Source organism: Streptomyces sp. NRRL S-118, from assembly GCF_000716335.1.
GTDB lineage: Bacteria > Actinomycetota > Actinomycetes > Streptomycetales > Streptomycetaceae > Streptomyces.
Genome location: NZ_KL591004.1, coordinates 423,142 through 437,796 on the forward strand (window position 1 = coordinate 423,142; position 14,655 = coordinate 437,796).

At 72.5% G+C, this 14,655-nt stretch carries 15 protein-coding genes; 9 read left to right on the forward strand and 6 right to left on the reverse strand.

Going from position 1 to position 14,655, the window contains the following annotated elements; genetic code table 11:
* Nucleotides 1–7 precede the first annotated feature (7 nt).
* From IH00_RS0111240 to IH00_RS0111265, 7 genes are all read left to right on the forward strand, one after another.
* Complete coding sequence (locus IH00_RS0111240) at nt 8–703, forward strand: class I SAM-dependent methyltransferase (RefSeq protein ID WP_031072272.1); 696 nt, start codon at nt 8–10, stop codon at nt 701–703.
* Nucleotides 704–727: 24 nt separating this feature from the next.
* Entirely contained in the window at nt 728–2,002 is a 1,275-nt protein-coding gene (locus tag IH00_RS0111245; RefSeq protein ID WP_031072274.1) for a diaminopimelate decarboxylase, read from the forward strand.
* Nucleotides 1,999–2,841, forward strand: coding sequence for a 2,3,4,5-tetrahydropyridine-2,6-dicarboxylate N-succinyltransferase (locus IH00_RS0111250; RefSeq protein ID WP_199819736.1), 843 nt, complete (start codon nt 1,999–2,001; stop codon nt 2,839–2,841). The genes IH00_RS0111245 and IH00_RS0111250 overlap by 4 nt, the downstream gene beginning before the upstream one ends.
* A gap of 3 nt (nt 2,842–2,844) precedes the next feature.
* On the forward strand, nt 2,845–4,029 hold the full coding sequence (locus IH00_RS0111255) for an aminotransferase class I/II-fold pyridoxal phosphate-dependent enzyme (RefSeq protein WP_031072278.1): 1,185 nt from the start codon (nt 2,845–2,847) through the stop codon (nt 4,027–4,029).
* A 38-nt stretch (nt 4,030–4,067) separates the two neighbouring features.
* Entirely contained in the window at nt 4,068–5,423 is a 1,356-nt protein-coding gene (locus IH00_RS0111260; protein ID WP_031072280.1) for a M20/M25/M40 family metallo-hydrolase, read from the forward strand.
* Between the two features lie 375 nt (nt 5,424–5,798).
* Nucleotides 5,799–6,017: a hypothetical protein gene (locus tag IH00_RS42725; RefSeq protein ID WP_158827779.1), complete on the forward strand. Its 219-nt coding sequence runs from the start codon at nt 5,799–5,801 to the stop codon at nt 6,015–6,017.
* A 6-nt stretch (nt 6,018–6,023) separates the two neighbouring features.
* Nucleotides 6,024–6,899, forward strand: a complete 876-nt coding sequence (locus IH00_RS0111265) for a DUF2637 domain-containing protein (RefSeq protein WP_063835353.1) — start codon at nt 6,024–6,026, stop codon at nt 6,897–6,899.
* A 42-nt stretch (nt 6,900–6,941) separates the two neighbouring features.
* On the opposite strand, the gene IH00_RS0111270 is transcribed toward IH00_RS0111265, so the two are convergent.
* Nucleotides 6,942–7,475 carry a TetR/AcrR family transcriptional regulator gene (locus IH00_RS0111270; RefSeq protein ID WP_052411334.1) on the reverse strand — a complete coding sequence of 178 codons (534 nt, stop codon included), beginning with the start codon at nt 7,473–7,475 and terminating at the stop codon, nt 6,942–6,944.
* A 110-nt stretch (nt 7,476–7,585) separates the two neighbouring features.
* Between IH00_RS0111270 and IH00_RS0111275 the strand changes: the two genes are divergently transcribed.
* Nucleotides 7,586–9,670 carry a pectinesterase family protein gene (locus tag IH00_RS0111275; RefSeq protein ID WP_031072286.1) on the forward strand — a complete coding sequence of 695 codons (2,085 nt, stop codon included), beginning with the start codon at nt 7,586–7,588 and terminating at the stop codon, nt 9,668–9,670.
* 337 nt (nt 9,671–10,007) lie between these two features.
* Here the strand turns inward: IH00_RS0111275 and IH00_RS0111280 are convergent, their stop codons facing one another.
* The 5 genes from IH00_RS0111280 to IH00_RS0111300 form a co-directional block, all read right to left on the reverse strand.
* On the reverse strand, nt 10,008–10,409 hold the full coding sequence (locus IH00_RS0111280; RefSeq protein ID WP_199819737.1) for a DUF4234 domain-containing protein: 402 nt from the start codon (nt 10,407–10,409) through the stop codon (nt 10,008–10,010).
* Between the two features lie 131 nt (nt 10,410–10,540).
* Nucleotides 10,541–11,077, reverse strand: a complete 537-nt coding sequence (locus IH00_RS0111285) for a hypothetical protein (protein ID WP_158827781.1) — start codon at nt 11,075–11,077, stop codon at nt 10,541–10,543.
* 99 nt (nt 11,078–11,176) lie between these two features.
* A complete protein-coding gene (locus IH00_RS0111290) occupies nt 11,177–11,716 on the reverse strand; it encodes a DUF4396 domain-containing protein (protein WP_031072292.1) in 540 nt (179 codons plus the stop codon).
* Between the two features lie 146 nt (nt 11,717–11,862).
* A complete protein-coding gene (locus tag IH00_RS0111295; protein ID WP_031072294.1) occupies nt 11,863–12,492 on the reverse strand; it encodes a DUF305 domain-containing protein in 630 nt (209 codons plus the stop codon).
* Nucleotides 12,493–12,582: 90 nt separating this feature from the next.
* Nucleotides 12,583–13,029 carry a DUF6153 family protein gene (locus IH00_RS0111300; RefSeq protein WP_031072296.1) on the reverse strand — a complete coding sequence of 149 codons (447 nt, stop codon included), beginning with the start codon at nt 13,027–13,029 and terminating at the stop codon, nt 12,583–12,585.
* 439 nt (nt 13,030–13,468) lie between these two features.
* Here IH00_RS0111300 and IH00_RS0111305 point away from each other — a divergent pair, with 439 nt between their 5' ends.
* Entirely contained in the window at nt 13,469–14,611 is a 1,143-nt protein-coding gene (locus IH00_RS0111305) for a PP2C family protein-serine/threonine phosphatase (RefSeq protein WP_052411321.1), read from the forward strand.
* The last annotated feature ends 44 nt before the right edge of the window (nt 14,612–14,655 follow it).

Genomic DNA, 14,655 nt, shown 5'->3' on the forward strand with positions numbered 1-14,655 from the left:
GACAGCGATGATCCAGACCAAGCAGGACCTCGGCGCGGTGCGCGACTACTACACCGCGCAGCGCTCGGCCAGCACCGACCAGGAGAGCATCTACGCCATCTGGGAGCGCGGCGAGGCGTTCAACGACTCCGTGACGCCGTCGACGTACGTGCCCGAATACCGCTCCCACATGCTGCTCAAACTCGTGTCGCTGACCGGGGACGACGCCCGCGTGTTCTCGCTGGGCTGCGGCAACGGGTTCGTGGAGGGCGACCTCGCCGCCCTCGGCCGCACGGTCCGGGCGATCGACTTCAACGAGGAGGCGGTCGAGCTCACCCGCAGGAAAGGGGTGGACGCCTTCACCGCCGACTACTACGAACTCGACGCGGCGGAGCTGGCGGGCGTCGAGGCCGTGTACGCCGACGGCTTCCTCGGTCACCTCTTCGACGCCGAGGACGAACTGCGCCCCGCGCTGCGGAAACTGGAGGGCCTCGGCCTGGCCTCCGGCACCACGCTGGTCTTCTCCAACGACGCGCCCTTCTCGGCCGACGCCGCGTTCGAGCCGCACCACCGCGTCCAGGACTTCTGGTTCCTGTCCAAGGACTACCTCCAGCGGAGCCTGGAGAGCGCCGGTTTCTCCTCCGTGGAGAGTTACTACTTCCCCTACCTGCGGCCCATCAGCGGCCTGCGCAACCGCACCATCTGCGTCGTACGCGTCCCGTAGCGGACCCGGAGGAGAGGGAGAGCAGTGCCCATATCGGACGAGTTCGCCGGCAGGCTGCTGCCGCTGCTCCAGGACATCGTCGCGGCGTACGGGACGCCGTTCCACATCTACGACGCGCGCGGCATCACCGGGACGTACCGCGCGATGACGGAGGCGTTCGCGGGCGAGCCCTACCGGCAGTACTTCGCGGTGAAGGCCCTGCCCAACCCGGCGGTGCTGTCCCTCCTCCTGGCGCGGGGCAGCGGCCTGGACTGCGCGTCGCCCGTCGAACTGGACCTGGCCGCCCGGCTCGGCGCGACGGGTGACGACATCGTCTTCACGTCGAACAACACCTCGCCGGCCGAGTACCGGCAGGCGCTCGCCGCGGGCGCGCTGATCACCTTCGACGACCGGGCCTTCTTCGACCGGGTGGACACCCTGCCCGGGACGGTGGCGTTCCGGGTCGCACCGCACGGCCTCGCGGCGGGATCGGCGCTCATGGGCGACGCCGCGCACACGAAGTTCGGCGTCCCGGCGGAGGAACTCGCCGACGCCTACCGCGAGGCCCGCCGCAGGGGCGCCACCCGCTTCGGCATCCACGGGATGATCTGCGCCAACGAACTGGACATCGACCGCGCCTCGCGCGCCGCGGCCGACGTCATCGAGCTGGGCGCCCGCGTGGCCGCGGACGCCGGCATCGAGCTGGAGTACGTGAACATCGGCGGCGGCCTCGGCATCCCGTACCGCCCCGAGGACAAGCCCCTGGACTTCGCCGCCTACGCGGACGCCGTCATCGGGGCCCGTGACCGCTGCTTCGGCGGCAACACCCCGCGCATCCTCATGGAGTGCGGGCGCTACGTCACCGGGCCGCACGGCGTCCTCGTCACCCGGGTGATCAACCGGATGCGCAAGGCCCGGGAGATGGCCGGCGTGGACGCCTCGATGTCGGCGCTCATGCGGCCCGGGTTCTACGGCGCCTACCACCACGTCAGCCTGCCCTTCGCGCAGGGGCGGCCGGACGTCGAGGCCGACGTGGTGGGCGCGCTGTGCGAAAACATGGACAAGTTCGCCGTCGGACGCACGCTGCCCGACCCGGCGGTCGGCGACATCGCGCTGATCCACGACACGGGCGCACACGGACACGCCATGGGCTTCACCTACAACGGACGGCTCCGGCCGGCGGAGCTCCTGCTGACCGACGGCGGGGACGTCGTCGAGATCCGGCGCGCCGAGACCTTCGAGGACTGGACGGCCACCGCGCGGTGGCAGCCGCGGCCCGTGCCGACGGCCCGCGGCACCCACCCCGGACAGGAAGCGTGAGACGCGACGTGACCAGCGAGACCACGAGAACCCTCATCGAGGACGCCTTCGAGCGGCGCTCGGAGCTGACGGAGGACGAACTGCGCGTCCTCGCCCCGCACATCGAGACCGGACTGGGAGCGCTGGACCGCGGCGAGCTGCGCGCCGCGCGCCCCGTCGACGGCACCTGGCAGGTCGACACCCACGTCAAGAAGCTGATCCTGCTGTCCTTCCTCACCCGGCGGAACACCGCCGCGGAACGGAACGCCGGCCGGCCGCAGAGCTACGACAAGGTGCCCCTGAAGTTCGAGGACTGGCAGGACAGCGACTTCGAGAAGGCGCGGGTGCGCGTCGTCCCGGGCGCGGTCGTCCGGTACGGCGCCCACGTGGCGCCCGGCGCCGTGCTGATGCCCGGCTTCGTCAACATCGGCGCGTACGTCGGCGCCGGCACGATGATCGACACCTGGGCCACGGTCGGCTCGTGCGCGCAGGTCGGCGAGCGCTGCCACATCTCGGGCGGCGCCGGCCTGGGCGGCGTCCTGGAACCCATCGGCGACGACCCGGTGGTGATCGAGGACGACGTGTTCGTCGGAGCCCGCAGCGAGATCGCCGAGGGCGTCCGGGTCCGGCGCGGCGCGGTGATCGCCATGGGCGTGTACCTGGGCCGCGCGACCCCGATCGTGGACCGCGCCACCGGCGAGGTGTTCTACGGCGAGGTGCCGGAGAACGCCGTGGTCGTCCCGGGCGCACGGGCCGTCGAGGGCCGGCCCGGCCTCTCCGTGTACGCCGCCGTGATCGTCAAGTACGCCGACGAGCGCACCCGCGGCAAGACCGCGCTGAACGACCTGGTCCGGGACTGACGCATGAGCGACCCCGCGCGCAGCGCCTTCGCCCGGCTGCGGGAACTGCTCGACGGCGTTCCCGCACCGGCCGGAGCCGGCCCCGTCCAGCTCCATCTGGGGGAGTCCCGGCTGGCCCGCCCCGCGACGGTGACGCCGCCGTCCCCCGACACCGAGGGCTGGACCCGCTATCCGCAGCCCGGCGGCCCGGCCGCCCTCCGCGCCGCCTACGCCGACTGGCTGGAGCGCCGGTTCGGCGTGCGGGCCGCCGGCCCGGGCGGCGTGGCGTTCGAGCCGACGCCGGGCACGAAGCAGGCGGTCGCCGTGGCGATCGCCCTGGCCGTCGCCCGCCGCCGCGGCGGCGACGCTCCCGTCGTCGTCATGCCCAACCCGTACTACCCGACCTACCGCGCGGCCGCCGAGGCGGCGGGCGCGCGGCCCGCCTACTACACGCTGGACGACCCCGGTGACGTGACGCCCGTGGAGGCCGCCGTCCGCGCGGCGGGCGGACGCGCCGCGGCCGTGGTGGTGTGCAACCCCGGCAACCCGCGCGGGGAGGTCCTGCCCGCCCGCTCCCTGGCCCGGCTGAGCCGGCTCGCCGCGGCGGCCGGGGCCTGGTTGCTGGTCGACGAGTGCTACACGGACGTGTGGCTCGGGGCGGCCCCGCCGGGCTACCTCCCGCTCGTCGCCGGAGGCGCCGCGGAGCCCGTGCCCCACCTCGTGCTGCACAGCCTGTCGAAGAGGTCGGGCGCACCCGGCCTGCGCAGCGGGTTCGTCGCCGGGGACGCCGCGAGCGTGGCCGCCTACGCCGCGTACAACCGCTCCTGCGGGGTGTCGGCGGCCGACCCGGTCGCCGCCGTCGCGGCCGCCCTGTGGGCGGACGACGCCCATGTGGACGCGGCGCGGCGGGCACTGGCGGCCAACTGGGCCCTCGCGGACGAGCTGCTGCGGGACCTGCCCGGGTACCGCCGTGCGGAAGCGGGGTTCTTCCTGTGGCTTCCGGTGGCGGACGGCGAGGAGGCGGCCCGGCGCGCCTGGCGGGAAGCGGCCGTCTCCGTCATGCCGGGCCGGTACCTCGCCGCCGAGGACCCGGACGGGGCGAACCCCGGCACCGGGTTCGTACGCATCGCGCTCGTCCACGACGTGACGGTCATGCGCGAGGCGCTGACGAGGCTGCGGGCCGTGTGGGCGCTCACCGCGACGGCGTGACACGGGCGCCGGCCAGGCCCGCCGAGGAGAAGAGACCTATGGAAACGATGGAATCCGCGCCGAAGCCCAGGGCGCAGGGACAGTCACCGGTGTGGCTGGCGCAGCGGCTGATCCGGTTCGACACGGTGAACCCGCCCGGCGACGAAGCCGAATGCGTCCAGTGGATACGGGGCGTGCTCGACGGCGCCGGCATCGAGACGCGGATCGTCGCCGCCGACCCGCGCCGCCCCAACCTCGTCGCCCGCTACCCCGGGCGCGGTCTCGAACCGCCGCTGCTCCTCCACGCGCACGTCGACGTGGTGCCGGTGGAGGGCCAGACGTGGACCCGGCCGCCCTTCGCGGGCGAGGTGGTGGACGGGGAGCTGTGGGGCCGCGGCGCCGTCGACATGAAGGGGCAGCTCGCCATGATGCTGTCGGCGCTGCTGCGGATGAGGGCCCGCGGCGACGTACCGGCGGGCGACATCATCCTGGCCGTCGTCCCCGACGAGGAGACCGGCAGCGACGTCGGTTCCCGCTTCCTGGTCGAGCGGCACCCGGAGCTCTTCGCCGGGGTGCGGTACGCGATCGGGGAGGACGGCGGGGCGGAGCTCGGGCTCGGCCGCCACGCGCGGCTCCACCCCATCGTGGTCGCGGAGAAGCGCACCTGCTGGGTCCGGCTGACCGTGCGCGGGCCGGGTGGACACGCCTCGCGCGTCGCGCCGGACACCGGCACCGTCAACCGGCTGCGGCGCGTGCTCGAATCGATCTCCGGCGGCGGGCTGGGCATCGAGCGGACGCCCGTCGTCGACCGCATGCTCGAGGAGCTCGCCGGCGCCCTGCCCGGCGGTGTCGGCGCACGCATCGAGGCATTCCGCCGCAACCCGGCGGACCCGGGCGTCCTGGACGGCCTGGACGGGACGACGGTCCGGTACCTGCGCTCCCTCGTGCAGCACACCGTCAGCGCCACGGTGCTGCACGGCGGCACGGGGACCAACGTGCACCCCACGGAGATCGTGCTGGAGCTCGACGGCCGTGTCCTGCCGGGCGGTTTCACCACCGAGGAGTTCCTCACCCTGCTGCGCCGGCAGGTGGGCGCCGACCTGGACCTGGAGCTGTTCGTGGAGGGCGAGATCAGCCCGCCCCCGCGGCTCGACGCGTTCTACGACCGGCTCGCCGCGGTGCTGCGGTCCCGGGACCCCGAGGGGATCCCCCTGCCGGTGGTGACCACGGCGTCCACCGACGCGCGGCTCTTCAGCAGCCGGCTGGGGATCCAGTGCTTCGGCTGGATGCCGCTGCGGCACGGCCCCGACGTCGTCTACCGCGACCGTCTGCACTGCCCCGACGAACGCATCGGGGTCGAGGCCCTCGAATTCGGCGCGGAGTGCTTCCACGCCCTGCTGTCCGGCGGTCCGTGACGGGGCAGCCGGTGACGCGGGAGGCCGTGACCGGCGGCTCCGTGACCCGCGGACCGTGATCGGGTGCCTCCCCGGCAGGGCCGCCGGCCGGTCCGGGGGGCCACGGCCGTCCTTTGATCCGAGAAGATGTCATCCCGGATTGTCCGACTGGATATCAACCGCCGAGCAGGCAAGATTTTCAGCCATCGCTGGAGGGGCTTGCAGAACCGATAAAACCCCGGGGGGTCCCCCGTGCGGACCAACATGCTCACTCGTATGCCGCGCACCTGGGGGACCTGCCGGAGCGTTAGGTGGAATATGACGCCCACCTGTCCAGCAGTCCCGTCTGAAGGGCACGTGCTGACGAATGGCCGACGCCTTCCGGCCCGCGTGCCCATGGGTGAATTCACCTATACGCCCGCGCCCGCAGCACTCTTCTTCTGCGGTCCCGGCAGGCGCTCCTGGAGTCCGGCCGAGCGGATCGCCCTCACCTGGTCCACCCCGGTGCTGGAGGAATTCATCGAGGCAATGGACCGGATCGAAGAGGACTTCGAGCGATCATGGGGCCGCGCCGGCTCCGGAAAAGATCAAGGTCCGTCGGACGGATCGGCCTGAACTCCTGTGCATGAATTCCACCGAGGATATCCGACCGGAAGTTACGACTTCGACCCCCGCGCCGATCTTGTTACGGGAACGGCGGATCCGTACCAGGAAGCCTTCCGCGTTCCCGAACCCCGGCCGCCCTACGGGCCGGCGGATCCGCCCTGGGACCCCACGGAGGAACTCGCGTTCCTGCTCCAGGACGCCATCGCGGCGGAGGAGCGGACCCCGCGTCCCGCACCGGCTCCCGCACCGCACGAGACCGCGCCCGGTCACGGCCCGCCGGCGGACCTCGACCGGATCACCGCGACGCTGCCCCCGATCCGGTCCGCCGGCGCCGGCCACCGCAAGACGCGCGAGTGGTCGCTGACCTGGCTGCGCATCGCCAGCTTCTGCCTCGCCGCGCTGGCGGGTGCCATCGTCTCCATGGTCAGCGTCTTCGGCGGGGTGGTCACCTACGACCCCCTCCGGCACATCGCCGAGGCCCACAACAGCAGTGCGGTGGTGAGCTGGTGGCCCCTGCTGATCTACGGGCCGTGGCTGGTCGCCTCCCTCTCGGTGCTGCGTGCCGCTCTCCACCAGCGCAGGGCCGCCCACTCCTGGGCGGTCGTCCTGCTGTTCTCCGCGATGGCCATGCTCCTGTGCGTCGCCCAGGCGCCGAGGACCGTCACCGCCGCGGCGGCCGCCGCGCTGCCGGCCCTCGCCTCGCTGGCCTGTTTCCAGCAACTGGTGCGCCAGATCACGCTGATCAGGCCACCCCGCCAGGCCGCCCCCAGGCACCGCAGCGCCTCGCCGTCCGCAGGGCTCACCTCCGGCCCCGCCCCCGCTCCGGACCGGACCGCCGTCCCGGCCGCCCGGCAGCCCGGCGCGTCCCTGGCCGGGGAGGCCGGACGGTGACCGGCCGGCCGGGCGGCGGGCCCGGGAACCCGCGCCCGGTCGTCACGGGCTCACCGAGCGCCAGATGCGGTCCGGCAGGGTGCGGGCAGCCTCCTCCAGGTCGACGTCCCCGACGGAGAGCCACCGGCGGGCCACGCCGACCACCGGGCCGAGGACGAGGGACTCCACCAGCGGCTCGGGGAGCGGCGCCAGTTCACCCGACTCGACCCGGCCGCGGATCCAGGCGGCGACCGGTGACAGCCGCGCCTCCTGGGAGTCCCTGATCCGTCCGGCGTGGGCCATGGTGTACCGGTCCGCGGTGGCGGAGTGCATCAGCCTCGCCGCGTCGGGATGGTCCCGGACGAACTCCAGGTAGGTCCGGACGACGGCACGGATGCCCGATCGTGCGGTACGGGTCCGCCCCAGCGCCGCGACCAGTTCGTCCAGCAGCCGCCCCACCCAGCGCAGCGCGAGCGCGGTGACGAGGCCGTCGAGGCTGCCGAAGTGGTGGTAGAGACTGCCCGGGCTGACGCCGCTCGCCCCCGTGATGGCGCTGACGGTGAGGCCCTGCTCGCCGGATGCGGCGTAGACGTCCAGCGCCGGACCGGCGGGCGCCGGCGGGTTTCCGGTGTGACGGCAACCTTTTCCGCGGCGGCTGCGACCAGGGGGTGACCGAACCACCCCCACAGTCGAAACGGACGCACTTCGTGAGTGACAACCGCAGCAAGGCCCGGCACCGCCGGCGGAGGCCGGCCCTGGTCGCCGGAGTCCCGCTGGCCCTGATCGCCGCCGGGGCGCTGGCCTACGGCACCGTCTTCGGCCTGTTCGGCGAGGACGCGCAGCCGCACGCGTCGGCCGCGGGCGCCGTACCGGCCTGGGCCACCGAGGCCGCCGACGGCTTCGCGTCGGTCGACGCGCTGGGGCAGAAGGGCACGTACGGCGGGCGCGGCGGGCGGACCGTCACCGTCCGGACCCTCGCCGATCTGGAGAAGTACGCGACCGCGGCGGAGCCGTACGTCATCGTCGTCGCCGGCACCATCCGGATGGACCCGGTCGGCAAGGAGATCAAGGTCGCCTCCGACAAGACGATCGTCGGCTCGGGGACCTCGGGGCACATCGTCGGTGGCGGCTTCTTCCTCGGCCCCGGTGTGCACAACGTCATCCTCCGGAACCTGACGATCCGGGACGCGTACCAGGGCATCTGGAACGACAAGGACCACGACTTCGACGCCGTGCAGATGGACGGCGCGCACCACGTGTGGATCGACCACAACGACCTGCGGCACATGGCCGACGGGCTCATCGACATCCGCAAGGACAGCACCTACGTGACGGTGTCCTGGAACAAGCTGAGCAACAACAACAAGACCTTCGGCATCGGCTGGACCGGGAACGTCACCACCGACCTGACGGTCCACCACAACTGGTTCCGCGAGACCGAGCAGCGCAACCCGTCCACGGACAACGCCGCCCACGCGCACCTGTACAACAACTACCTCCAGGACGAGCCGGGGACGGCCATCACCGCCGCGTACGGCAACTACGCCCGCGGCAGGACCAGGATGGTGCTGGAGAACTCCTACTTCGACGGCCTGCGGAACCCCGTCACCCGGGACGCCACCGCCGCCCTCGTCCAGCGCGGCAACGTCTTCTCCCGCACCAGCGGCCGCAACGAGAGCGGGGGCGGCCCGGCGTTCGACCCGAAGGCGTACTACCGCTACACCCTCGACCGGGCAGCCGACGTCCCGGCGCTGCTCAGGGCCGGTGCCGGGCCCCGCCCCTCCATCGGTACGACGACCACGACCACGACCACGGCCTCCGCAGCCGCGGCCCCGGCCGTGATCACGGTGGCCAAGGACGGCAGCGGCCGGTACACCAGCATCCAGAAGGCCGTCGACGCGGTCCCCGCGGGCAACGCCTCCCGCGTGGTGATCCAGGTGAAGCCGGGCACGTACCGCGAGACCGTGAAGGTGCCGTCCACCAAGCCGCACATCACCCTCCAGGGCTCGGGCCCGAGCCGCAAGGACACCGTCATCGTGTACGGCAACGCGGCGGGCACCCCCAGGCCCGGCGGCTCGGGCACCTACGGCACCGGCGGCAGCGCCACCGTCGCCGTCGAGGCCGACGACTTCCAGGCCCGCAACCTCACCATCGCCAACGACTTCGACGAGGCCCGCAACCAGCACCTCAACGGCCACCAGGCGGTGGCGCTGCGGACCGCGGCCGACAAGGTGCTCCTCGACGGCATCATCGTCGACGGCGACCAGGACACCCTGCTGCTGGACACCGCGGCCAAGGACCGGCAGGGCCGTGTGTACGTGACCCGCTCCTACATCACCGGCAACGTCGACTTCGTCTTCGGCCGGGCCACCGCGGTGATCGACCGGTCGGTGCTGACGCTGAAGAAGCGCTGGGACGGCACCGCCGCCGGCTGGATCACCGCGCCCAGCACCCCCGCGGGCCGCAAGGGCTTCCTGATCAACCGGTCCGTCGTGAACGGCGACGTGCCCGCGAGGACCTTCCACCTGGGCCGCCCCTGGCACGCGGGCGGCGACGCCTCCCTCGACCCGCAGGCCACCGTCCGCGACACCACCCTGAGCGCCGCCGTCCGGCCCGCGCCCTGGACCGACATGGGCGGGTTCTCCTGGAAGGCGGACCGGTTCGCCGAGTACCGGAACACCGGCCCGGGCGCCGGCCCCGCGTCCGCCGACCGCCCACACCTGAGCGACGCCCGCGCCGCGGCGCAGGAGGTCGCCGACTGGCTGGGCGACTGGACCCCGTCGGCGTCCTGAACCCCCCGCCCGGCGGCGTCCGCTTCCGCGGCGGGCGGCCGTCGGGGAGTGGGTCCGGGGCTGCGGTCCGGGGCTGCGGTCCGGGGCGGTTCGGGGCGGTTCGGGGGTGAGGTCCGCTCCGCGGGACCCCCGAACCGCAGCCGATCGCGTTCACCGCGCGGTCGTCCGCCCGGCGTCGTGATCACCGCACCTGAGCCGCCCGCCAGACCGTCACCTGCACCACGAGCAGCAGCCTGAGCGGCGGCTACCGGGGGCGACGGAGGGGGACCCGTACGGTCGGCGACCGGTGTGCGCTGCGCGTCGCGCTCGGGACCGCGCCGCGGCTCGGGACCGCGCCTCAGACCGCCAGAGGAACCTGCTCGCCCTCCACCGGGTTCCGGTAGTGCTCCCAGATCTGGTTCAGCTCGTGCTGGTAGTAGAGCGAGTGGAGACTGAACAAGAACACCAGGATCAACCCGATCCACGGGTTGCACGTGGGCTGCATCCCTGCCGACCTCTGCATGCGGGCAATGCGTTGACCGGTGTTGAAGACCGACACGAAGGGCGGCACGATCACCAACGCGCCGATCGTGATGGCCACCACGGCCAGGCCCGGACTGACCTCGATCCGCTGATCGAAGTCGCGGGCCTCGCGATTCACCTTGTAGTACCAGACAAGGTGATAGATGCCGAGCGTGATGAGCGGCCAGACGAGCCAGACGAGAAATACGTTGCGGGGTTTGCCAGCGTGACCGGACACGGCACACCTCCTCTTCCTCCAGTCCATCACGACGAGCTGGATGGCGCGCGTTCCGCGAGGCGGCCGCCCCCGGCCCCGCGCTCACGCAGACGGGCCCGTCCCCATGGATCTGCAGGCCAGGACGGCAGCCGTCAGATCACCTCTTCGTCCGCCTCGTTCATGAACGCCGCAAAGGCATCCTCGTACTTCTTCATCACCTCGCTGTATTTGTCCACATCGAGGGTCTCGCCCTGAAAGGCCAGTGCCACCATTTCCGCGAGCGACTCACGGTGCGGCACCGTTCGGGCCAGCATCCTCCTGCTCTCCGCCGTGCCCACCAGACGTGCTGTCGTCTCCGCCTGCACCAGCTTGTTGGCCGCAGGGATGTACCTGGTGTTGTGCACTTCCTCGACCTGAGCCGTCGACGCCTCGCCGATGAAGTTCACCACGCCGTTCATCTCGGTCCTGAAGGACTGGGAGCTCGTTCCGACCTCCACATAGGCACTCCGCCGGATGTCCGACCGGCGGGCGTTCGCCGTCGCGTCCTGCACCCGCTCCGCCTGGACGTAGACGAGAACGCTTCCCGCCAGACCCGCCATGGCTCCGATCAGGGCGCCCATCAGCGCGGAAACGGCAGGGTTCTGCCAGGCGTACACCTTGCCGCCCGGGCTCTTTCGCTCTTCTTGCATATGCCTAGATGTACAGCGGAAACGCCATCTCCCACGCCATGGACGCGCGGTAAACGCAGCAACGCCGGGGCCGAACGGCGTCGGGCCGGCCCGTGCGTGTCAGTGGTACGCGTGGACGACGGCGTGGCCCTTGCCGCGGCCGATCATCCATTTGTTGACCGGGGTGGTGACGAGGAAGGCGACGGCGAAGCCGCCCAGGAGGGCCGACCAGAAGAGACCGTCGGAGAGGTGCGCGTCCATGGCACCGGGGGTCAGCGCGATGATGAGGTTGTCCACCAGCTCCATGATCGCGATGGACACGGTGTCGGCGGCCAGGGCGACGCGGACGGCGGCCTTGAGGCTCAGGCCCGCCCTGAGCACCGCGTACAGGGTGAAGGAGTAGCCGAAGAGGAACGCCAAGGCGATCGCCAGGACCATGGTGGGGACGTTGCTCCAGAGCAGGGCCGTGCCGATGACCATGCCCAGGATCTCGCCGAGCGCGCAGCCGGTCAGGCAGTGCGCCGTCGCCTTGGCCGCGATGCCCCAGGACGCGCCGCCGGCGCCGTGACCGTGCTGAGCGTGCGCGGTGTGCCCCTGGGCGGTATGCCCCCGCGCGCCGGGGGTGGCGGCCCGACGCGCGGTGTGGTCACTGCGGTCCATGGCGTCCTCCCTCGCACTTCTCCAGTGTGTGCCGGACCTGACGGTCCCGCACGCACCGCACCGGCAGAGGGCGGCGCAGGGCAGGGGAGAAGCGGCGGGGGCAGCCGGTGAGCGCCCCCGCCGCGGGTTCCCCCGGAGCCCTCGGGTCAGCTCTTCCCGAGCAGCTCGTTCATGCGGGTGATCTCGGCGCTCTGCGTGGTGACGATGGTGCCGGCCATGTCCTTGGCGGGCTGGTGGGCGCCCTCCGACTGCTCGGTCCTCGCCATCGCGACCGCGCCTTCGTGGTGCTTGACCATCATCTCGAGGAACGCTGTGTCGAACGCCGTGCCCGAGGACTTCTCCAGCCGGTCCATCTCCTCGGGCGTCATCATGCCGGACATCGAGTGACCGGCGTGCTCCCCGCTCCCGTGCCCCTCCGGGACGTCCTCGCCCCAGGAGGTGAGCCAGCCGGACAGGGTCCTGATCTCCGGGTCCTGCGCCTTCTTGATCTCCGCGGCGAGCTCCTTGACCTCGGCGGACGCGGCCCGGGTCTCCGCCAGCACGGCCATCTCCACCGCCTGGCGGTGGTGCGGGATCATGCCCTTCGCGAACGTGACGTCGGCGGCGTTGTGCGTGCCCTGTCCGGCGGGGGCGGAAGCGCTCGGCGAGGCGCTCCTGTGGCCCTCGTGGCCGGACGGGCTGTCCTCTCCGCCGCCGCAGGCGGCGAGTACGACGGTGGCGGTGGCCGTGGCCGCGACAGCGGCGGCGCGGCGGATCACGGAACGACGTGCGGTCATGGTGGTGCAACTCCTGTGTGCACTGGAACCGGATGGGGCATGGCTCTCGCGGCGGCGCCGGGCACAGGGCCCGGGCACGCCGGGGCGCCCCTATATGCGCAGGAGTTGCAGTTCGCTCAGCGCCGGCGGAGCGCGTACGCCGGACGTCGCGCCGTTGACGAGGGCGGTCGTGCCCGGGGGCGCGCCCGGGTCCGTTCCGGCCGGGGCCGGGGCGGGCAGCACGGGCGCCGTGCTCGTACCTCCCGCGGCGCAGGTGGTGTCGGCGTGCTCGGCGTGCCCGCCGTCCGTGCCGTTGTCACCGTGGCCGGCGTGCACGCAGTCCTCGGGGGCCGACACGGCCGTGCGGGACGCGGCCGAGGCCGTGCTGCCATGGTGCGCACCGGCCACCGCCACGGAGTGGGGCGCGGCAGGGGAGGCGAGCGCGGGGCCCAAGCCGTGCATGGCCAGGACGCCGGCCAGGACGGCCAGCACGAGCAGCGCGTACGCCCGCGCCCCGTGGGGCCGGGCCGCCACCGCACGCCATCCCTGCCGACTCATGGCTGCATCGTAATCCGGCACCTTCCGGCACCTCCCGACCGCACCTCCGGGCACGTGCGCACCACCTCCCGACCGGCACGTGTGAACCTGCGCCTTCGGACCGGCACGTGCGAACCTGCGCCTTCGGACCGGCACCGTCGGACCCGGGCCTTCGGACCGGCGCGTTCCGGCACGTGCGGACCTCCTGCCGGCCACCTGCGGGCGGCCGGCACCTGTGGACGCCACCTGCGGGCGGCCGGCACGTGCGGACCGGAGCCTCCGGATCGGCACCTCCGGGCCGGCGCCTTCCCGCGCCGCCGTGTGCCCCGGCGTACCGCCGGCAGCGCCTCGCCGTCGCGACGACCGGCACACCGCCGACGCCGCTACAGCCCCGTATGTCGGGTACTCGGGCGCCCTGCGCGACCGATGGGTGCCCTTTATGTCCCGATATGATGGCTTTATGATCACGCTCGGTCGGCTGCGCCGCCGCCGCTTCCCCTACAGCGGTCGGTGGGAAGCCGCCTTCCTGTCCCCCGTGATCCTCACGGTCCTCATCGCCGCCCTGGCGTTCTCCACGCCGAGGGAGATCGCGTTCAGCCGCCTGTTTCCCGCCGCGCCCGCCCTCGCCGCCGCGATGTGGCCGGTCATCCCCACGCTCTTGCTGGGGGCGTTCTGCCTGGTCGCCATGATCGTCCTCAGCTTCTTCCACACCGACCTGGGGACGCCGTACACGGGGGCGGCGATCGTCGCGGTGACCCTGGCCGCCGCGTACGCGAGCCACCTCCGCATCCGCAGGGAGGAGATGCTCTTCCACATCCGGCTCGTCGCCGACGCGGCCCAGAAAGTGCTGCTGCGGCCGCTTCCGCGCCGTATCCACGAGGTCGAGATCGAGTCGCTGTACCTGGCGGCCCAGGAGCAGGCCAGGATCGGCGGCGACTTCTACGAGGCGGCCGACACCCCGTACGGGGTACGGCTGCTCATCGGTGACGTGCGGGGCAAAGGTCTGTCCGCGGTGGGAGCGGCCTCGGCGGTGATCAGCTCCTTCAGGGAGGCCGCGCACGACGAGCCGGATCTGCGGGGGATCACCCGGCGCCTGGAGACCAGCATCACCCGCTACATCGCCGGGTACCCGGGCCCGGACCTGCCGGAGCGCTTCGCCACCGCTCTCATCGCGGAGGTGCCGCCCGGCGGTGGCCACGTCAGAATCGTCAACTGCGGTCACCCCCCGCCCCTGCTCGTGCACCACGGGCGGACCCGCGTCCTCGATCCTTCCGCGCCCTCGCCGCCCCTCAACCTCGCGAGCCTCATCGGAGAGCCCTACTGCGTCGACACGGTGGCCTTCCTCCCGGGCGACCAGCTGCTGCTCTACACCGACGGCGTCACCGAGACCCGGGACCACGCGGGCGAGTTCTTTCCGCTGCCGGACTGGATGGCCCGGCAGGGCCTGATGTCCCCCAGCGAACTGCTGGACCGCCTTCACCGGGACCTGCTCCGGTACAGCGGCGGAAGGCTCGATGACGACATCGCCGCCCTCGCCCTGCAGCATGCCGACACCTCGGTCACCCGCCCGGCCCCACTGACGTCGCCCCCGCCGGCAATGTAAAGAATCCTTGACTCGATGTACGTCCAGCCTTACATTCGTCATGT

Excerpts from the sequence above, each read along its gene's own strand:
- IH00_RS0111240 (WP_031072272.1), top strand. The coding sequence starts at position 8 with ATGATCCAGACCAAGCAGGACCTCGGCGCGGTGCGCGACTACTACACC.
- IH00_RS0111255 (WP_031072278.1), top strand. The coding sequence starts at position 2,845 with ATGAGCGACCCCGCGCGCAGCGCCTTCGCCCGGCTGCGGGAACTGCTC.
- IH00_RS0111260 (WP_031072280.1), top strand. The coding sequence starts at position 4,068 with ATGGAAACGATGGAATCCGCGCCGAAGCCCAGGGCGCAGGGACAGTCA.
- IH00_RS42725 (WP_158827779.1), top strand. The coding sequence starts at position 5,799 with ATGGGTGAATTCACCTATACGCCCGCGCCCGCAGCACTCTTCTTCTGC.
- IH00_RS0111285 (WP_158827781.1), bottom strand. The coding sequence starts at position 11,077 with ATGCAAGAAGAGCGAAAGAGCCCGGGCGGCAAGGTGTACGCCTGGCAG.
- IH00_RS0111290 (WP_031072292.1), bottom strand. The coding sequence starts at position 11,716 with ATGGACCGCAGTGACCACACCGCGCGTCGGGCCGCCACCCCCGGCGCG.
- IH00_RS0111295 (WP_031072294.1), bottom strand. The coding sequence starts at position 12,492 with ATGACCGCACGTCGTTCCGTGATCCGCCGCGCCGCCGCTGTCGCGGCC.
- IH00_RS0111300 (WP_031072296.1), bottom strand. The coding sequence starts at position 13,029 with ATGAGTCGGCAGGGATGGCGTGCGGTGGCGGCCCGGCCCCACGGGGCG.
- IH00_RS0111305 (WP_052411321.1), top strand. The coding sequence starts at position 13,469 with ATGATCACGCTCGGTCGGCTGCGCCGCCGCCGCTTCCCCTACAGCGGT.